Below are 19,097 nucleotides of genomic sequence, written 5' to 3'. Positions count from 1 at the left end.
TGGAACTTATATCCTGAAAATAAAAACAGCATTGATCCAGATCAACACGCTTTAATATTGTCCCCGAAAAGTGTCCAATGGCAATACAGTAAATATTCAAATGCACCCCATCACCGACAGATCGAAGATATCTGCCCGCCGGGAGATGCAGTATTCATTGGCAGTAGAAATGAGTGAAAAGATGAGAGGCTGTTGTTCCGATACACAACGGCTAAGGCAGTTGTATGCCGGAACGGAAATCAGGGACAGAAATCTTGACCAGATTTTCTGTCCCTGAATAAATATGTGCGATTATGCTTTTAAATTGCTGCATGGAAAAAGTCGAAAAGCAGATAGCCGGCGCAGGCACATAAAAGGCTTCCCATTGACATGTTGAATGCCTTCATTCTTTTAGGGGTATTCATCAGCACCCCTGCTTTACTGCCCATCATTGCCCACATGGCAAGAGAAAGGTAGCAGATTACAAAATAGAGAGCCGAAAAGAGAAACAGCGGCTCAAGCAATTTATCATCCATGAACATGGAAAGCCCGGCTATGCATGCTATCCATGCCTTCGGGTTAAGCCACTGCATTAGGAAGCCCTGTCTGAAGGTAGGACAATTTCCTTCCTTGATTGATATATCTGGTTTTGACGTACCTATTTTGTACCCGACGTACACAATGAACGAGGAGCCTGCAATTGCCAGATATTTTAAAAAGGTCGGATAGGCGGTAACCACCTGCATGAGCCCGAGCCCCAGCGCAATCAGCAATAAGATGAATCCGATCGTTGCCCCTGATACGAACGGCAATGTGCGGCGAAATCCGTAGCCTGCTCCGGAAGCCAGAATGACCATGTTCACCGGACCGGGGGTAATGGACATTGTAAGTGAAAAAATGCACATTGCGGCAATCAGTGTATACATGTTTTATCCTTTTTTTGATTGTTGATCAGATATGTAAAGAGTAAGGGGAAGAGTGAATCCGGTCCAATCAAACGATTTTATCCGGCTCATAAGCAACGTTTATCGCCTTTAGTCTGTCTAAATGTTCAGGTGGAAATACGAATGGAATTATATCAGCTGGTATCATTTGTTGCAGTTGCAGAAGAGGGAAACATGACCCGTGCCGCGTCGCGACTGAATCTGACCCAGCCCGCAGTCAGTGCACAGGTCAAAGCCCTTGAGGAGGAACTGCGGCTCCCCCTATTTCAGAGAACTGCCAGAGGAATGGAACTTACCGAGGAAGGACACCTCTTGAAAGCCAGAGCCGATGTTATCCTGCAGGGTGTCAATGAGTTCAACAGCGAAGCGGAAAAGTTGCGTGGCGGAGCCTACGGGGGAATCATCCTCGGGGTCAATACCGATCCTCTCCTTTTACGCCTGAAAGACGTCTACACAAGGCTGAACAGAGAATATCCTGACCTGACCCTGACTGTACAGGAAGCCATGAGCTGGGATGTTGTCGGCAAGTTGAACACTGGCAGAATTGATCTGGGATTTTCGTATATTGTACCGCAGGATGCCGGAGTGGATGTCCAACTGCTTGGGGAGATTGAACTGACTATTGTTGCCCCGGAGTCCTGGCGGGAAAGGGTTGAAGGAAAGTCGGCAAAGGAACTTGCGGGTTTTCCGTGGGTCTGGACAAGTGACTACTGTCCTATGAATGCGGTTCTTACCGATTTTTTTGAGAGCATTGAAGAAAAGCCCGTCAAGGCAATCGTGGTTGATCAGGAGGCTTCCATCCTGAATCTGGTTTCAGACGGCGTGGGGCTGTCCATAATGCCCTCGGACAAGGTTCAGGATATAGGCAGCCGATACCGGATTATCCCGGTCAGAACACTGGACAGGAAGCTGGCACTTCATCTTCTCTGCCTCAAACGCCGCAGGATGGAGCTGAAAATAACGATTCTCTCAGACCTGATCAACGCTGTGTGGAACACTGGTTGTTTTTGAAAACGGATTGAACTATCAAGCCCCTATGAATGGACCACACCCAGATACCAAACATCCGATGAACGGATTTCCGCAGGTCTGCTACATCAAAAACTACTGCACCAATCCTAACATTTCAATTGGTGACTATACTTACTATGATGATCCGCAAGGGCCTGACAATTTTTTTGAAAATATCCTCTATCACTTTGATTTCATCGGCGACAGGCTCATCATCGGTAAATACTGCTCAATTGCAAGGAAGACCACGTTCATAATGAACGGAGGAAACCATGCCCTTGGTGCGTTTTCAACCTATCCATTCTTCATTTTCGGTTCCGGATGGGAAGCGGGCATAGCAGATAAATCTCTTTCGCCGGAGATAAAGGATACCCGCATCGGTAATGACGTATGGATCGGTTACGATGCCACAATTCTCCCCGGCGTCACCATCGGTCATGGCAGTGTTATCGGCGCAAAATCAGTAGTGACCAAGGATTTCCCTCCATACAGCATCATTGCCGGTAATCCGGCAAGGTTGATCAGGCGCAGGTTTGATGAAAATACGATCGCCGAATTACTGAATATCGCCTGGTGGGATTGGAGCCCCGAAAAAGTAACAAGGAATATTAAAGCCATTACCGCGTGTTCCCTGGAGGCTCTGCAAATGGCAGAATAACCTCCCGGTCCACTCTGCTCAAAGCTCTTCGCAACTGGAACAGCCATTTGAAAACCACACTCTCGCACAAAACTTCATCGCAGCTGCTTCAGAATCCGGAGAAAAGAACGCATCCGGTACAGCTCCGCGCGGATATTTTTCAAACCCCCGTGGCACCCCGAGGCCTCAGCCAGCTATCCAAACAAAGGAAAAATAAGCGTTGGATCAATAATTATTAAGACCAAGGTGCATCGATTGACTCCATACACCTCCACCTGTATTTTCGGCATAACTAACAAGATGTGCTTCATTACGGGAGGTATTTGTGATGAAAAAAACTCTGCTTTCAGCCATTATCATATTGATTCTTGTGCCGACCTGCGCCCTTGCTTCGGCCTATACATCCTCATCGCAGGATTCTTCGGGAACAACGCAAGGATCTTCGTCCACCGGACAGGAAAATTCCAATTCCTACTCCAATTCATGGAACACCCAATCCGGCGGGCCCACCTATCAGGGAGGCGAACACTCCTCCGACACTCCCGACGGTGGAGAGCATATCTCCCCCACCCCACTTCCGGCTGCTGCGGCACTCCTCTGCGGAGGACTGGGAGTTATTGCCTTTATTCGCCGCAAGTTTTCCTAAAGTTTACTGCTCAGCACAAACAAAACGACCGCCCCCGCAACCATATTCAAGGTTACGTGGGCGGCTTTTTATCTCAAACAATGATTACGACCGAACAGGATGCGCCGGGAATTCCCCCGGCACCAGCATCTAGCGGATCAGGCTTTCAATCACATGGATATGCTTTCCGTCCGGGAAACGGACCTTGTACCAGCGGGCATATTCCTCAGCCTTGGTCTGCTGATCCAGCAACAGGAAGCAGCGGATTGCGCCGTAGAGCGCATTCTCATAGCAGGAAGTCCGGTGATACTCGCGTATTATGCGCCGGTATGAGCGCAACGCTCCCTTCACATCGCTGAGCTGGTAGAAATACAGACCTCCGATCTGGAGCAGAATTTCGCCCTTTACCGACCGTTCCTCGGTCAACCCTTCGGCTATAAGCAGAGCTGTCTGGGCATCTTCAGGTCTCCCGGCGTCCGCAAGGTAATGGGCGTAGTTGATGATCCAGCGGGCAAGAATCTCGTTAAGCTGGGCATGGTCTTTAAGCGAGGGCGGAATCTCAATGGAGGTCATTGCCGAAAGCTTGCTGCGGGCCTCGGCCAGTCCTGCGGATTTGGTAAACGGGAACGGGGGCAGCGGCCTGCGCCCGGCATAACTGGCCGTCATCTGTCCGGCATCAAGCGGAGCGGCATCACCCTCTACTTTGATTCCTACATTTCCTTCATCCAGAAAATAAAATCCCGTTTCTCCGCTGTGGGAAATGGTTATGTCAGTTCCGCGTATGCCGACCGAGCCGGAAGGAGTGGCGATATACGAACCGGCCCGTTTATTGAGCACAGCCCTTGCCACACCGCGCAGAAGTGTCCCGATGAGACTCCGGCTTTCCCCGGCCAGTTCACGGCCCAGCATGAATTCGGTCTCTCCGCTGAAACTCAGGGATGAACCGTCATCAAGGATAAGTATGGCCTTGCCGTCCGCCCCGGTACGCAGAATATCTCCGGGCCATACGGCCTGACCGATTCTGGCCTGCAGGAAGAAATCCTGCCCGACCCGCCGCAGATCAACAGTGCCGGAAATCCTGTCCAGTGAAGCCGCACTGGCCGCGGAAACTGCAACCGTCCAGATCAGCAGTAAAGGAATAATTGAAATCTGCAGAAAACGTCGCATAGGCACATCCTCGCCGTTTGAAAACTCTGGTCATGTGCGCAACCTTCCGGAACATGACCGATGCGGGCCGGACCGGTTCCCGTTCATCTCAGGCCTGTCTTGCCACCATACACTTTTATCGGCAAACGTGTAAGCATATCCGCAGATAAAAACACATCCCCGGTATTGCGGCGCATTTAAGGTCCGATGATCTACATCCGCACCAGCACCTTTTTTGCCCCACGGGTCATGGCCCGCTCAAAAGCCGCACTGAAATCCTCAAAGGCGTACTCGGCCTCAATCAGCCCGCTCACATCGACCCGCGCCTGTTCCAGCACATTCATGGCCAACCCGATGTCTCCGCAACGGGAACCGACAATGGAAATTTCGTCCACCACCAGCTTTGCAAGGTTGATGGAGCTGGGCAGGTGCGAAGTGGTCTTGGCGACAATGGTTCCTTCCGGGCGCACAAATTCAAGCGCGTAATTAATGCCGCTCTCGCTGCCGGTAGCCTCCACGACCAGATCGAACTTCTCCAGCCCGGCAGCCAAGGTGCTCAGTTCCTCAGGTTGCCCGATGCAATGGGTTTTAACTCCCTGCGCACCGGCAATAGCCAGCTTGTCCGCATGTTTGCCAACCAGCAGAACATGCGGATTGTAAAGCTTGAGTCCCAGCGCGGTCAGCAGTCCCAGCTTGCCGTCGCCCAGTACCATGACCCGCATATTGCCCGTTATATGGATCTGCTGGCTTACCTCCAGCCCTGCGGCCAGCGGTTCAGCAAAAACTGCCGCACGGTCCTCCACGCAGTCCGGTACCACAACCAGATTCCGGGCCGGGGCCTTGAGGTATTCGGCAAATGCCCCGTCATGGTTCACTATGCCGATAACCGTACGGTTCGGGGCATGCCTGTGGTCGCCGCGAAACGGACCGACCGGGCAGTTGATGTCCGCCACCACCCGCTTCCCGACCAGCTCCGGCTGATCCGGGCAGTCCTCCACCACGGCCACGAATTCATGGCCCGGTGTGCCCTCAAATCCGTAATAGCCCCTGTGAAGCTCAATGTCGGTATTGCATATGCCGGCAACAAGAACCCTGAGCAAAGCCTCTCCGGATGAAAGAACCGGCTTGACACGATTTATGAGCTCTATCCGCCCGTCCTTGAAATATATACTGCGCATGGAATCTCCTTGAATTATATCGTCAGGATATGGATGCCTCAGGCGGCGAAACCAAATTGTCTAAAGCGCAAAGCGCATCAACTATCCAAACAACAAGGTTAAATCATTTATTGATGTAGCAGCAACTTACGTTACAGCCAAGAGTCTTGGCGGTAATATTATGAAATACAACAAAAAAAGCCGCCCAAGAGGACGGCTTTTCGAATAATTGAATCAATAGTCTTCAGTCTGGCATGCCTTAGCGGAGCATCCCCTGTTCCCTGAACCAGTGTACGGCATCGCGCACAGCCTGTTCTGCGGGACGGTGGGTGTAGCCCAGTTCCTTTTCGGCGCGATCCGAGCTGTAGTACATCTTCTTTGAGGCCATGCGGACACTGTCGAGCGTTGCCACGGGATTTTTAATCAGCCCGACTCTGGCAAGGAGTTCCCCTGCCAGCCCTGCGGCGAACATCACAGCCTGCGGAACCTTGAAACGCGGTCCGGGCTTGTGCGTGAGTCGTGCAGTCATGGCGAACAGCTCCCTGAGACTTAAGTTGTCGCCGCCGAGAATATACCTCCGCCCAACCACACCTTTCTCCAGTGCCAGCAGATGCCCGAGGGCGATATCATCCACGTGGGCCACGTTAAGGCCGGTATCGGCGTAAAACATGCCTCCGTTGCGCGCCGTATTGAGGATCATGGTTCCTGTGGGTGTGGGGCGCGAATCCCCCGGCCCGACCGGAGTGGAAGGATTGACGATGACGGCGGGCAGCCCCTCGTCACGAACCATTTCCATAACAACCTTTTCAGCAAGGAATTTGGATTTCTTGTACGGGCTGATCATGTCCCCCACGTCCGAAGAAACATCCTCGCCCACCGGAGTTCCGTCGGCATTGCAGCTGAGCACGCAGACGCTTGAGGTATAAACTATACGCTCCACCCCGGCAGACAGGGCCTGCCGCATGAGCATCCGGGTTCCCTCCACGTTGGTGCCGGTCATGGCCTCGGGGTCCGGAACCCAGAGACGGTAGTCGGCGGCAAGGTGGAACAGATAACGGCAACCGTTCAGGGCCGTTTTCAGCGATTCGGGGTCATTCAGATCCCCGGTGACGAACTCCACGGGATCGCTGATGAGCCGCTTTGCCCTTTCAGTGTCCCTCACAAGGGCTCTCACGGCATAACCGCGGGAAACAAGGATTCTGACAAGGCGGGACCCGATCAAACCGGTAGCTCCGGTGATAAATACGGTCATGTTTTGCGGGGTGTTATTGGTAATGTATCTGTTTTGAAAATTTGTACTGGGCCGGATCGGCTCTCATGGAGGGTCGAAGACATTCGGAACCGCAATAGTCCGGTCCCTGTGCTCGTGCTAATGAGTCATTGAGCGGATTGTGTCAAGGACTGAGTTGTAAAGTTTTGTTCACGGCAGACCGGTACACGCCACAAGAAAATGCCGTGAACAACCCAGTACCCGGAGTCATTTTTTGACATCTGATTTTGCCAGCAGTAACTTCACCCACTCCAGTACTGACCGGTCAGTTTTACGGCCGCCATCAATAAAAACGCAGATCAACACAATTAACCATGAAAAATTATTCAGAAAAAGAAGCCCGCATCCTGGATACGGCTGCAGATATGTTTGCCAGCCAGCCTTTCCATAAAGTGCTACTCAGTGACGTCGCCAGAGTTGCAAACGTGGGAAAGGGAACTCTGTATCTATATTTTAAAAGCAAGGACGACCTCTATTTTGCCGTTCTTTTCAGAGGATTCTCTATACTCGTCGACAGACTCTCGGAGTATACGGAACGTGAAGACCTGACACCCACGGAGAAACTTCGGGAAATTATCCGGGAAATGGCCGTGTTCATGATCAACCGGGTCAGCAGTGCCCAGTTGCTGGGTAAGGTGATGCATTACCCGCAAAGCGGAGAATGGCAGGACAAACGAGTGGAATTGTGGACCCTTATCCAGTCCGTGGTGGAATCCGGGATAGCGCAGGGCGAATTCAAGGATTCCTGCCCGCGCCTGACCTCTCAATACATCCCGAGCATGATCCGCGCCGTCTGCCTTTTCCCTCCCGAAGGAATCGACCATGAAACTTTTTGCCGCCATGCCTGTGAATTTGTGCTGAAAGCCCTTGCGCGGGACTGAAAAACAACCGCAGACATGATCCGATCAACTTAACCACCGGAAAGAAACACAATGAGCGAAGAAATGCAGACCAAAACGACCGGTAAGAAACCGAAATCAGCAAAAAACCTCAAATTCACCCTTCTGGCCGGGCTGATCATTCTGGTTGCCTCCGTTGCGCTGGCATATCCATTCTATGTGCATGCCATCAACCATGAATCAACGGACGATGCCTTCATTGATACCCATGTCGTTTCCATCAGCCCGAGAGTTCCGGGACACGTCTCCGAAGTACATATCGCGGACAACCAGCGGGTCAGCACCGGAGATGTCATTGCCGAGATCGATTCCCGCGACTATCAGGTTGCCCTCCAGATTGCACAGGCACGCATGGAATCCGCCAACGCAACGGTCAAGGAAGCCGAGGCCCTGCTGCTGGCAGCTGAAAAGGAACTTGCCCAGAAGCGGGCGGAGTATGCATCGGAAACAGCAGTGCTGGAACGCATACAGGCGCAGATCAATCAGGCAAAAGCCGGGTACATGCGCGATGAAAACGACCTGAGCAGGATCAGCAAAATCGCCAGGGCCGGTGCTGTAAGCATTCAGGAACTTGACCACGCCAGGGCTCAGGAAAAAATGTCCCGGGCAAATCTCAACTCGGTCAAATCCAACATCAACACCCAGAACGCCAAAATCAACGAATCGAGAGCAGCCATCGAGGTTGCACAGGGCAACCTGCAGCAGGCCCATGCCCAGATGGAAATCCGCAGGGCAAGACTCCGGGAGGCTCAGGCTGAAGTTGACCGGGCGCGGCTGAATCTCTCCTACACCCGGATTACCGCCCCCTGTTCGGGATTTGTGACCAAAAAATCCGTTGAAACCGGGAACTATGTACAGTCCGGACAGAAAATCCTCAGCATAGTCAGCCCGGAAGTCTGGGTCGTCGCCAACTTCAAGGAAACCCAGATCATGTCCATGCAGGTCGACCAGCAGGTGGAAATCGAAGTTGATTCCTACCCCGGCGTACCCTTCAGGGGCCATGTGGATTCCATCCAGCGCGGAACAGGCTCGCGCTTTACCCTGCTTCCCCCTGAAAACGCTGCCGGAAACTTCATCAAGGTGGTCCAGCGTGTTCCGGTCAAGATCGTTCTTGATGATCCGGAACTCTGCGCAAAATACCCCCTGTCCCCCGGCATGTCCGTAATCCCCAGCGTGGATATTTCCGCCGGAAAGGACACTGAAACCAGACTGGCCGACTCCGGCACTCAGGAATAAAGATTTGTCCAGATTCAAAGATCCCGAGCACACTTCCCCCGCGGAACGGTGGACCATTGCCTTCACTGTAATGTGCGGAGCATTCATTGCCGTCATGGACACCAGCGTGGTGAACGTATCCCTTTCGCACATGATGGGAAGCTTCGGTGCCAACGTTTCATCCATCACATGGGTGGCAACCAGCTACAGCATCGCCGAAATAATCATGGTCACCATGGCCGGATGGTGGAGTTCCCTGCTGGGCCGCAAAAACTTCTATGTGGCCTCGCTGATCCTCTTCACCGTGGGCTCAATCCTGTGCGGAACGGCTACCAGCTTTACCCAGATGATCATCTACCGCATCATCCAGGGTATCGGCGGCGGAGCATTGATCCCGATCTCGCAGGCCATCATCAGGGAAACTTTCCCGCTTGAAAAGCAGGGTATCGCCATGTCGGTCTACGGCATGGGCGTTGTTCTGGCTCCGGCCATCGGTCCCATCTGCGGAGGACTGCTGACCGACGGCTGGGGCTGGCCGTGGATATTCTACATCAACATCCCCTTCTGTCTGGCGGCGCTGTTCTTCACCCTGAAATTCGTACACGACCCGCCATACCTGCGCCGCGGCATCCAGTCCGTGGACTGGCTAGGAATAGGCCTGCTGACCATTTTCCTGACCGGGCTGCAGATTGTGCTTGAAAGGGGACAGGAGGAACGCTGGTTTGAGTCGGACTTCATTGTCCTTGCCACAATCGCCACCGGTATTTCACTGCTGATAATGATATTCTGGGAACTGCGCTGCAAGGACCCGGTCATAAACCTGCGGGTGCTCAAGGACCGCAACCTGACCATCGGTTCGGTAATGGGCCTTATCTTCGGAATCTCCCTCTTCGGCACAACCTTTGTCCTGCCGCAGTTCACCCAGCAGATTCTCGGCTACCCGGCATTCGAGTCCGGCCTTGCCCTTGCTCCGCGCGCCATAACCCTCATGCTGTTCATGCCGGTTGCCGGAGGGCTGTACCAGAAATTCGGCGCACGCACACTGGTGCTGGCGGGGATAACAATCATCCTCTGGTCCTACTACGACCTCATGCAGTTGAACACACAGGCCGGAATGCGCGACATGGTCATGCCCCTCCTGATCATGGGAATAGGCATGCCCTTCATGTTCATCCCCTTAAGTGCGGTTTCACTCTGCACGGTTGAAAAAGCCAATATCACGGACGCCTCAAGTCTCTATACACTTTCAAGGCGCGTTGGCGGCAACATCGGCTACGCACTGGTGGCTGTTCTGCTGGACAGAAAGGTCCAGATGCATACAGCCTACCTCATGGAAAACGTCAGTGACAGCAGCAGGAGGACCATGGACTACCTCAACGAGACCGGACAAATGCTGCATCAGTTGGGACTGAACTCCGTAGCCGCGACCAAAACTGCATACGGCATGCTGAACAAAATGGTTATCACTCAGGCAAAAATGCTTGCCTACAACGACATCTCGTTCATCTTCGGCTGCATGTTCCTCCTGCTTATCCCGCTGATATTCCTGATGCCCAGCAAAGCCAAAATAGCCGATTTGACCCGAAGGTAACCCGCAGACTTCCAGCGACAGCAAAACGAAAAGCCGACCCGAAGGTCGGCTTTTTGTTTATGATTGACCAGACTCGGTCCAACATTCGTGAATATCGAGACTGCCAAGAGTCCGATTCAACAGCAGGTTCGCAGATCAGCCCTTGAAAGGCCACACAACTCTGCAAAATCAGCTAAAATAATCAGCCATGCCGCTCACGCGAGCGCTTCTCAACTTTTTCCAGAAAACGCAGCAGCTTGTTCTCCACGTCCTGATCATCCACGTACTCGATGATCATTTTTTTGGATTCTTCAAGGCCCATATCGTGCAGCAGCTCGCGCAGTCTCATACGCAGCTGGGCTTTTTCGCGTTTTACGTGCAGGTCTTCAAGCAGGTCGGCGGCGTAGTCGTAGTCCTTTCGGGCTAGGGCCTTGCGGAAACTGGTCTTGACGAAATGAGTATAAAACCGCCCGGAAATACCGGAAAGCAGCGTACCAATCCAGACACCGATTACCAGCGTGACCAGATCGGCCGCCTTTTCCTGCGCTATGTTTATCCACTCGGAAAGATCCCTGTCCTTGAGCAGATCCTGTGTCTTGCGCATTTCCAGAATCAGCTGCTTGGCTACCGGGTTGTTCTTATTGATTTCAAGGGCCCTGCGAAACTGCGCTTCGGCCTGCTCCAGATCGCCCATCTTGTAGTAGGCGCGCCCGAGCAGCGACCACATCCAGTCGGACTCAGGATGTTCCCTAAGGCACGGTTCCAGAACCTTAACGGCCTTCTCGTACTCCTTTAAGTCAATGAGCTCCTGCCCCATCCTGCCGCAATTCAGTTCCGACTCAACTTTAGTTGCAGCCCCTTCGGTGGCGGCCCGGCACTCAATGATACCAAGCAGTACGGTAAGAGTCACCACCACGCAGATGACCCAGATAATTCTTTCGGTTCTATTCATCAATGTTCCTAAACAGTTGGTTAACATAACACCCTACCAGAGCTGCTCAACTGCGCTGCCAGGATAGTAAAATTTCAGGATCTGATCATATTTTTTGGTCTTGCCGAGTTCCGCAGAACCCCACTGGGAATAGCCTACGCCATGCCCCCAGCCGTTACCCTTGAATACATAACTGTCGCCGCTTCTGTCGATACGCAGCAGGATGTCCGGCAGACTCAGCACACGGGAACTTCCGAGGGTTGTCCTTGTACGCATGTCACGGTGCCCGCCTCGGTAATTGATGCGAACCTTGACGATGCGCCCGGACGGGCCCTTCTCAATGGACTCAATGGACTTGATGCCGGGCACGGAAATACCGATGGCCTTGAGCTTGGATTCAATTTCCGAAACCTTGAACTTGCGGGTCCATGTTGCCATCTTGCCCTTAAGGCTGGCCGGGTCCTTGTGGGCCACAAGATAATCCTTGCCGGTTCCGAATATGGCCTTTGCATCTGCGGTATGTCCGCCGCTGTTGGCCGTGTACTGTGAAAGAATCGGCTTATCCTTGTAGGTCAGCACCTCGCCGCGGGTCTGCTTGACCACTTCGTCGGTGCGCTTGTCTTCGCGGTCAACACCAGCGTACATCTGATCATAAGTGTCGGCATAAACATCATAGAAAAGGTGCGTGCGGTGCATCTTCTGGTAATATGCGTAGGTCCGGGCCGCAACAGCCTGCGCCTTGAGGGTCTCCGCAGGCCAGGAAGCATATGATTCCGCCGGAACAACCGAGCGCAGGTAGTCTTCAATATTGATCAGGTTGAGGATCAGCAGTTTGCCTTTGCGGATGCTGACTTCAACAATGCCGCGCACCCGCTTGCTTTCCGACCCGTAAGTGACCTTGAGAGGGGCGGTGGATGTGAACTTGATCCGCTTGGCCGTAACGACCTTGCCGTCCATAACAAGGCTGTCACCCTTCAGGCTGACCGTATATTTCCTGCCGCAGCCGAGATCATCGGTACAGACCTTATCGGACTTGCCGCCGGTGGCAACGGTCATTGATGTGACACTGCGGCTCAGGCAGACCCGCAGGTCAGGTTCCTTGGCTACGGTATCGGGAATTTTCGGTTTTTCGGTCGGTTTGGTCTCCGGCCTGGTGTCCGGTTTGACCTCAGGCTTCTGCTCCGGCTGCTTGCCGATCATGGACGTGATCACAGCCTCGGCCTGAAAACGGAATTTACCCTTTGGGAAATAATGCAGGTACTGCCTGAAAACGGACTTGGAGCGCTCATAATCGCCCATCTGATTATACAGAAAACCCAGCCTGTACAGCGCGGTTTCAGCATAGTCCGGGTACTGACGGCCTACCATCTTATAAAGATCGGCCGCCTTTTCGGGATCGTCCAGAAATGTTGAAAGCACCATGGCCTTGCCGAACATGGCATTCACCCGCGTCTTGGCGACCGGAGAGTAGTCAATGGCGGTGTCGTACTGCTCCAGTGCCTCGAAATACTTACCTATATCGATAAGATAACTTGCATAGTTGATGTGCCACTGCGCCTGTGCCTGATCCTCTATCTCAATGGGGGAATACTCCCGGGCTGAAACATTGGAAACCAGCAGAGAGCAAAGCAACGCCAGCAACATCGAAATTCTGATCATACCTTGTACCATATTCCAACTCCGTACCGTAACCTTCGGGGCCGCAGGAGGCTCCACCCATTTATTCTTTTGATTCTTCCTTATTCCCTAACTGGTCGAGATAATCTTTCATGTAAAGCAGATTGCTGTCAGCGGGGCTGAGCAGCAGCGCTTTATCGAGCACCTGCCGAGCCTGCTTCAGGTCCCCCTTGTTAAGCAGATGCCGCACATAAAGCTGATGCATCCTCACATCGTACGGGAACTTGGATATGCCCTCTCCGAGAACTTCCGCCAGCGCCACATCATCACTGAGCGCCAGCAGAGTGTAGGACAGGTACAGATAAATATCCCGATCATCCTTTATTTTTACCGCCTTGGAAAGAGCCTGATAGGCATCCCCGTAATGCTGGCTGTGGAAAGCGGTGATTCCCTGCTGCTTGAGTTCGGCGAACCGCTTTTCCAGCACTTCAGGGGTAATGGGCCGGTCATCAACCAGCACAATTTTTCGCCCGTGCGGATAAGGAGCATCAAGGATGGTCTTGACCAGCACGTCACCCTGCACCTGCATGTTTTCCGCCGAAGCGGTGCCCAGATAATTCTCGGCCACAACCAGCTTGGCAGGAGCAAGGATGTTCACGCCGTTATCGAATATGTTGTTGTCGGTAATTGCAGTGTTTCCGCCGGAAAACTCAATCCCTGTCGTACAGTTGCTGATGCTGGAGCGCACCACCGAGCCGTTACCGGCACTCAGCGCAATACCTGTTCCGGCCCCGCTGATGCGCAGCCCCTTGAAATCGTAGTTTCCGGTGGCATTGACGGAAATGGCCCTGCTGCCGCCGGAGAAGACGGATGAACGGATCTCGCTGTAACCTCCGGCCCCGGTGAAGGAATTACCGAATCCCTTGAATTCGGACTGGCTTATGACCGCCGAACCGCCGGGATACACCACGATTCCGGCTGAACCGTTGGACTGATAACGCACCGGCGAACTGATTTCGCCCAGCGATTCAAACTCCCCGCGCACGTCGATTCTGGCAGACGGCCTGAAACGGATCTTCGACCCGGACTGCACGGTGAACTTGGCCCCTTCCGGCACGGTAGCCGGGAAGGTGATCAGGTAATTGCCCTTTACGAGAGTCCCGGTCAGATCACCGAAAAGCTCACGCTCATCAAACTGGGGCATGACTACCTTGACCAGTCCGTTGGGCGCGGAAAGGTTCCCGGCCTTGTCCACGCTGCGCACGCGGTAGAAGGCAGTCGTCCCCTGCATGATGTCCGGATCAAGATAGGTGCTCTCGCGGGTGCGGACCACCGGCTCGAAACCGCCGACAGGATCGGCTGATTTCTCGACCACGAATTCCTCAAGGTCCTCAGCCTGCGGAACCTGCCAGCGCAGGTCCACACCCTCGCGTCCGGTCCGGAACTCGACGTTTTCGGGCTTGGGCGGCAATGTTCCGTCAATGGTGATCAGCGAACCGGACTCTATCCAGAGCCGGTCAACGCCATTGGCCTTGCGCATGTGCACAATCAGCGGCTCACTTACACCATTGTCGCCCTCGCGGACCACGTAAAAACCTTCGTAGACCCCCTGAGCCGTCTGCGGCAGGGGAATATCCTTCTTGAATTCACCTATATCTACGGAACACCTGAGATCCGGCTCCGCATCAACGCGCACGGTGATGCGCTGCCCTACTCCGAACAGGCGGTTATCCACGTTGGTATCCACGGCTATTACCTCGGGCAGCTTGGGGCCCTTGGCGCAGTCGGGCAGCATCTGGGCCATGTTCCAGGCCCAGTCGTACACGACCATGCGCATCTGCCGCCGGATGGGATCGGAAAAGACTTCCTCGACTATGGTTCCGGCCAGCGCGAAAACACCGGTCGGCACGGACACCCTGCGCTTGGATGCGCTGTCACGCCATTTGCCCACCAGCGTTCCGTCGGAGTTGACCATTTCCGCTTCGGCATCCAACTGGAACAGGTCAAAGGCAATGGCCTTGATCATATCCGCGCTGTAGATGTCGATGCGCACGATTCCATCCGCCTGCAGGGCCTTGCACAGCTCGGCATCACCCAGCTTGCGCCAGCCCTCGTCACGGCCAAGCCCGGCAAGGGTGTTGTCCACCACGCTTTTCTGGAGCGGCATGAACCCCTTCCCGGCAAGCTGGTTGGTGATGGCGGCACGGGCGATATCGGCAACAAAATGGCGGTCCTCATCCATGACCAGCACGGACTTGTGCTCCGTGGAATTACTGTCATGTACAACATACTCCGCCGGAAGTACGGCAATACGATAAGGAATGGCCTCGGCCTCTGTGTACTGCACGGCCTGCGGCGTTCTCTTGCCAAGGCATCCGCCAAGGCCGATCAACCCCAGCAGCAACGGCAGGATGATAAAAATTCTGTACTTTCTGTTCATGGCTTACGACTTCAGTTTACGGTCCACATTAAATGAATTCACTGTCCCGAGCACGGAACGGACTTCCCCGTCCAGCTTCAGGTGCTTGTCCTGCAGTGAATACATACCCCCGCCCCAGGCCTGCAACAGCCTGCCGTTGAAATTGAAGGAATTGATAAGCAACTTCCGGCCATCCATCACAGCGCGCAGATTGGCCGTATCAAAGCTCAAACCTTCACCCGCGTGCGGGCTCATGGAAACCGCATCCAGCAGGTCGATGAAAAATCCAAGCCGCGGATCAAGGTTGGCAAGATTGAAAATCTGGAGCCTGTCGACCTTGACCGTGGCATCACCACGCACCGATTCAGCCAGTGCCGCAGGGCTGCCGCCCTGAACAAAGACGTTGGCGTTCATGAAAATCTGCCCGCGCAACGACACGGACAGGTCCTTGGCAAAACAGGCAATAAGGCTCGGCAGACTTGTGCCGCGCCCTTTCACGTTGCACTGCGCTGCCAGCTGGTCCTGAGCCAAAACCACGTCGGCGGTGAGATTGAGATGGAAAAGTCTGCCGCTGGCCTTGATTACAGCCCGCGACTTGCCGCCCTGAAGATAAATGGCCACATCGCTGAACGGCCAGTCGTTGTAATAGAAACTGCGGATGGAGGCCTTGCCGCTCAAAGTCCTGCCGAGCAGCGGGCCGAAATCGAAAGGTTCCGCCTGAGCGGCCTGCTGTGCGGACTGATCGCCCAGCACCTTTTCGCCCCCGGCCTTGCGAATGCTCAAGGATTTCAACTGTGCCTCATAAGTACCGGAATGGGTCCGGGGATTGTTGAACTTGCCGGAAGCTGCAACTGCGGTGTCTTTATAGGTCAGCCGGGTATCAAACTGGGTCTGAAAAGGATTTTTTTTTTCAGCCTCGCAGGTTATCAGGTAGTCAAAAAGTGAAAAATCGCTCGCTTCGGCCTTGAAACGGACATCGCGCATATCAAATGGAAAGCCGAGTGAGGCCTGCATGTTGAGATTGCCTCCGGTCGCGGAAGCCAGATTGAACTTGCGCACCGAAACAACGGGCTTGCCGTCCTTCAGTTCAACATCGGCGTCAATGTCGGAAATGGAAAGTTCCTGCTTCCTGCCCTCAATGGATTCAAGGACCAGCACAAGGTCCTTGCCGGATACAGTCATCTTGCCTGAAAGCTTCGACGACTTGCCACCCGGCGCGAAAAGCGAGAGGGACTTGATAATCAGGGTTCCCTTGGGCTCTATGGACTTGAGCTTGGCGGACTGACACAGGTTCATGGTGGCGTTGCGGCCGCGTTCGCTCTTGCCTGCCATTGCAAAAAGCTGTCCGGCATCGAGCTGTGCCTCATCAAGGGAAATTTCCATGGAACCGCCCTGCCCCATACGCAAAGAAAGGTTCTTGCCGCTGGTGGTATCGAGCATCAGCTCCCCGGCCTTCAGGGCCATGGTTCCGGCTCCACTGTCCACACTGAAGTCGAGATTCTTTGTCTCAAACTTACCGGCATCGGCGAGTTCGGGGATGGTGTTGTTGGCCATGTAACCGAACCCGGTCAGAAAACCGAGGAACGAAGCCGGGTCAATGGCGCATTCCGTGGCCTGCAGGTCCAGTTTGAGCGGCGATGTAGAAGCCATGTCCAGCCGCCCGGAAAATTTGAACCCAAGCTCCGCAATAGTTGCACTGCGCACATTGAAGGCAAAGCCCTGATTTTCCTTCTCCATGCTGGCGGAAACAGTCAGCGGCGCGGCCTCATAGCCGTTGGTAAGCTGTACACGGCCCGAAACAACGTCCAGCCTGTCCGGAAAAACAGCAGGAAGCTGCACCGTTCCCGAAGATTCTCCGGATTCGCGATGTGCCGCAGCCCTCAAATCCGGGTCATTCAGCACAACATGCTTGAGCTTGATCTCGCCTGAAAGCAGGCTTGGAATGTCTGGATAAATCTCCAGCAGCGGAACACGGACGGTATCCGGCCCGGTCTGGACCTGAAGATTATGGATGCGCAGGGAAGGCAGCGGGGAATAGCGAAATTCAATATCCTCCATAACCACGCCCATGTCGGTCATTTCGGACAGAAGCTTCTGAGCCGCTTCGGCAAAGTAAATCCTTATCAGCACACCGGAACCGATCATAAGTACCGATGCAATCAACCCTGCAATAAGAATTCCCTTTTTACGCAACACTGCACACCGCCTTTTGGGTGCCTCCGGCGGCTGGGGAAGGGGAAACTTTTGCAAAAGTTTCCCCTTCCCCAGACCCCTTCCCCTTCAAAAACTTTCATCGGGGCTTCGCCACCGGGGGCGTTAAATTTATACTAAAATTTCAAAAATCATTCCCCGTGATAAAACAAACCGGAAAACTCTTTTTTGCTCAACAGCAGGACTTCAAAAAAACTTGATCAGCCGGAGAAACTTAAAGCACGAAGAAAATCTTACGTTACTGCTCATCTATCCAGCTTCAAAAATACCCCAGTCTAAATAATCATACCCCGTGCAAGACTACACAGGGAAAAAATTCATTCTTCAGCAGGCTTACCATCAGCAGACGCGAAGCCTATTAAAAAGTTTTGAAGGGATGGGGTCCGGGGAAGGGATACTTTTTTAAAAGTATCCCTTCCCCGGCCGCCGGAGGCATCAGATATTACTTAAGAACAAAAACTACACGAGCCTGCGCAAGCAGGTTGTACTGCTGGTCGTATGCGAACACAGCGGCAGCGTCATCAGTGCTGACCACGGCGTCGGTCACGTTCTGCACGGTACGGCCCTTGAGAACTACGGGAGACTTGGAACCCCAGGATTCCAGCAGAGCGCGTGCCTTCTGGAGATCGGTGGTGTAGCCGCCGCAACCGCGTTCAATGAGAACCTGATTGAGAACCTTGGAAGGATCGAAGAGAACTTCATTGTTCTCGGTCAGGATGCGGTTGACCAGAGCGGGCTTGAAGTCGAAGTCACGCACGTCAACAATGATTCCGTCGATGGGAGTCTTTACAGCTTCCTGAATCTTGCTGGCTGCTTCCTCGGTGGTGGGCAGGGGCTTTTCTTCAACTACGGCAACCTGCTCTTCCACCACTGCGGCAGGCTTTTCTTCGACTACTGCAGCAGGCTTGTCTTCATCCGCGGGAGCAGCGACCTGAACTTCGGGCTTTGTTTCCACGGGCAGGGGCAGCACTGCGGGCAGCTTGTCCGCATCGGGCTTAAAGGCGGGAATATCACGAACCTTCAGCTCCTGCGGGCTCTTGAGGATGATATCCTCGAAAGCGGAGTAAACGGAATCGTGCCCGTGCAGGTTCAGGCGCAGGCATACGCGTGCATAACCTTCGGTACGGTCAAAAGCTTCTCCGCAGGGAACAGCACCGCGCAGGGTACCTTCAACGGTGGTCTTGATGTTCTCGTTGGTGAGCATTCCGTCACGGACGGTGGTCTGGCCGGAAAGGCGCAGTCCCTGAAAGATTTCAAGCAGCCTTCTCTGGGCTACTACTTCGGCAGCGCGTTTTGCGCGGTAGCGGCTCTGTCCGGCCTCGGACTCGCCGATTACCTGAATATAGCCTTTCTGGAAGACCTCGTCAGGATTCACAACCTCGACAATCTTGTCCCCTGCCAGGGCGGAGCCTGCAAAAAGCATCACCGCGATTATGGCTAACAGCAATTTCTTCACGTTATCCTCC

At 53.8% G+C, this 19,097-nt stretch carries 15 protein-coding genes; 6 read left to right on the top strand and 9 right to left on the bottom strand.

The annotated features are described in order from the left end of the window. Positions 1-299: 299 nt before the first annotated feature. A complete protein-coding gene (locus tag N7E73_RS16015; RefSeq protein ID WP_432735917.1) occupies positions 300-905 on the bottom strand; it encodes a LysE family translocator in 606 nt (201 codons plus the stop codon). A 141-nt stretch (positions 906-1,046) separates the two neighbouring features. Here N7E73_RS16015 and N7E73_RS16010 point away from each other — a divergent pair, with 141 nt between their 5' ends. The 3 genes from N7E73_RS16010 to N7E73_RS16000 all read left to right on the top strand — a co-directional run bounded on the left by N7E73_RS16010 (position 1,047) and on the right by N7E73_RS16000 (position 3,217). Then, on the top strand, positions 1,047-1,934 hold the full coding sequence (locus N7E73_RS16010; protein WP_432735916.1) for a LysR family transcriptional regulator: 888 nt from the start codon (positions 1,047-1,049) through the stop codon (positions 1,932-1,934). 25 nt (positions 1,935-1,959) lie between these two features. Further along, entirely contained in the window at positions 1,960-2,592 is a 633-nt protein-coding gene (locus N7E73_RS16005) for a CatB-related O-acetyltransferase (RefSeq protein ID WP_432735915.1), read from the top strand. A 307-nt stretch (positions 2,593-2,899) separates the two neighbouring features. Continuing rightward, entirely contained in the window at positions 2,900-3,217 is a 318-nt protein-coding gene (locus N7E73_RS16000; protein ID WP_432735914.1) for a VPLPA-CTERM sorting domain-containing protein, read from the top strand. A gap of 129 nt (positions 3,218-3,346) precedes the next feature. Here N7E73_RS16000 and N7E73_RS15995 read toward each other — a convergent pair whose 3' ends face one another. The 3 genes from N7E73_RS15995 to hpnA all read right to left on the bottom strand — a co-directional run bounded on the left by N7E73_RS15995 (position 3,347) and on the right by hpnA (position 6,751). After that, positions 3,347-4,363 carry a FecR domain-containing protein gene (locus N7E73_RS15995; RefSeq protein WP_432735913.1) on the bottom strand — a complete coding sequence of 339 codons (1,017 nt, stop codon included), beginning with the start codon at positions 4,361-4,363 and terminating at the stop codon, positions 3,347-3,349. Positions 4,364-4,554: 191 nt separating this feature from the next. Next, positions 4,555-5,520 (bottom strand): MDR/zinc-dependent alcohol dehydrogenase-like family protein, encoded by a 966-nt coding sequence (locus N7E73_RS15990; RefSeq protein ID WP_432735912.1) that lies wholly within the window; start codon positions 5,518-5,520, stop codon positions 4,555-4,557. A 238-nt stretch (positions 5,521-5,758) separates the two neighbouring features. Further along, the gene (hpnA, locus tag N7E73_RS15985) at positions 5,759-6,751 is read right to left on the bottom strand and encodes a hopanoid-associated sugar epimerase (RefSeq protein ID WP_432735911.1); all 993 of its coding nucleotides are present in this window, start codon (positions 6,749-6,751) and stop codon (positions 5,759-5,761) included. 332 nt (positions 6,752-7,083) lie between these two features. On the opposite strand from hpnA, the gene N7E73_RS15980 reads away from it, so the two are divergent. The 3 genes from N7E73_RS15980 to N7E73_RS15970 are packed head-to-tail and all read left to right on the top strand — an operon-like array spanning position 7,084 to position 10,474. Beyond that, a complete protein-coding gene (locus N7E73_RS15980) occupies positions 7,084-7,650 on the top strand; it encodes a TetR/AcrR family transcriptional regulator (protein ID WP_432735910.1) in 567 nt (188 codons plus the stop codon). A 51-nt stretch (positions 7,651-7,701) separates the two neighbouring features. Then, positions 7,702-8,904 (top strand): HlyD family secretion protein, encoded by a 1,203-nt coding sequence (locus tag N7E73_RS15975; protein ID WP_432735909.1) that lies wholly within the window; start codon positions 7,702-7,704, stop codon positions 8,902-8,904. Between the two features lie 4 nt (positions 8,905-8,908). Next, on the top strand, positions 8,909-10,474 hold the full coding sequence (locus N7E73_RS15970) for a DHA2 family efflux MFS transporter permease subunit (RefSeq protein ID WP_432735908.1): 1,566 nt from the start codon (positions 8,909-8,911) through the stop codon (positions 10,472-10,474). Between the two features lie 181 nt (positions 10,475-10,655). On the opposite strand, the gene N7E73_RS15965 is transcribed toward N7E73_RS15970, so the two are convergent. The 5 genes from N7E73_RS15965 to N7E73_RS15945 all read right to left on the bottom strand — a co-directional run bounded on the left by N7E73_RS15965 (position 10,656) and on the right by N7E73_RS15945 (position 19,087). Beyond that, positions 10,656-11,405 (bottom strand): tetratricopeptide repeat protein, encoded by a 750-nt coding sequence (locus tag N7E73_RS15965; RefSeq protein WP_432735907.1) that lies wholly within the window; start codon positions 11,403-11,405, stop codon positions 10,656-10,658. Between the two features lie 33 nt (positions 11,406-11,438). Continuing rightward, positions 11,439-13,055: a SpoIID/LytB domain-containing protein gene (locus N7E73_RS15960; RefSeq protein WP_432735906.1), complete on the bottom strand. Its 1,617-nt coding sequence runs from the start codon at positions 13,053-13,055 to the stop codon at positions 11,439-11,441. Between the two features lie 49 nt (positions 13,056-13,104). Further along, positions 13,105-15,441, bottom strand: coding sequence for a right-handed parallel beta-helix repeat-containing protein (locus tag N7E73_RS15955; protein ID WP_432735905.1), 2,337 nt, complete (start codon positions 15,439-15,441; stop codon positions 13,105-13,107). 3 nt (positions 15,442-15,444) lie between these two features. Continuing rightward, a complete protein-coding gene (locus tag N7E73_RS15950; protein WP_432735904.1) occupies positions 15,445-17,616 on the bottom strand; it encodes a hypothetical protein in 2,172 nt (723 codons plus the stop codon). Positions 17,617-18,073: 457 nt separating this feature from the next. Then, positions 18,074-19,087: a hypothetical protein gene (locus tag N7E73_RS15945; RefSeq protein WP_432735903.1), complete on the bottom strand. Its 1,014-nt coding sequence runs from the start codon at positions 19,085-19,087 to the stop codon at positions 18,074-18,076. Positions 19,088-19,097: the final 10 nt, after the last annotated feature.

The sequence above is a fragment of the Maridesulfovibrio sp. FT414 genome (assembly GCF_050916235.1).
Classification (GTDB): domain Bacteria; phylum Desulfobacterota; class Desulfovibrionia; order Desulfovibrionales; family Desulfovibrionaceae; genus Maridesulfovibrio.
Note: the sequence above shows the minus strand (reverse complement) of the source record. Positions and strands in the feature narration are given on the sequence as shown.

Coding starts and splice junctions, on each gene's coding strand:
- N7E73_RS16010 (WP_432735916.1), top strand. CDS start 1,047: ATGGAATTATATCAGCTGGTATCATTTGTTGCAGTTGCAGAAGAGGGA.
- N7E73_RS15995 (WP_432735913.1), bottom strand. CDS start 4,363: ATGCGACGTTTTCTGCAGATTTCAATTATTCCTTTACTGCTGATCTGG.
- N7E73_RS16005 (WP_432735915.1), top strand. CDS start 1,960: ATGAATGGACCACACCCAGATACCAAACATCCGATGAACGGATTTCCG.
- N7E73_RS15955 (WP_432735905.1), bottom strand. CDS start 15,441: ATGAACAGAAAGTACAGAATTTTTATCATCCTGCCGTTGCTGCTGGGG.
- N7E73_RS15975 (WP_432735909.1), top strand. CDS start 7,702: ATGAGCGAAGAAATGCAGACCAAAACGACCGGTAAGAAACCGAAATCA.
- N7E73_RS15960 (WP_432735906.1), bottom strand. CDS start 13,055: ATGGTACAAGGTATGATCAGAATTTCGATGTTGCTGGCGTTGCTTTGC.
- N7E73_RS16015 (WP_432735917.1), bottom strand. CDS start 905: ATGTATACACTGATTGCCGCAATGTGCATTTTTTCACTTACAATGTCC.
- hpnA (WP_432735911.1), bottom strand. CDS start 6,751: ATGACCGTATTTATCACCGGAGCTACCGGTTTGATCGGGTCCCGCCTT.
- N7E73_RS16000 (WP_432735914.1), top strand. CDS start 2,900: ATGAAAAAAACTCTGCTTTCAGCCATTATCATATTGATTCTTGTGCCG.
- N7E73_RS15965 (WP_432735907.1), bottom strand. CDS start 11,405: ATGAATAGAACCGAAAGAATTATCTGGGTCATCTGCGTGGTGGTGACT.
- N7E73_RS15980 (WP_432735910.1), top strand. CDS start 7,084: ATGAAAAATTATTCAGAAAAAGAAGCCCGCATCCTGGATACGGCTGCA.
- N7E73_RS15990 (WP_432735912.1), bottom strand. CDS start 5,520: ATGCGCAGTATATATTTCAAGGACGGGCGGATAGAGCTCATAAATCGT.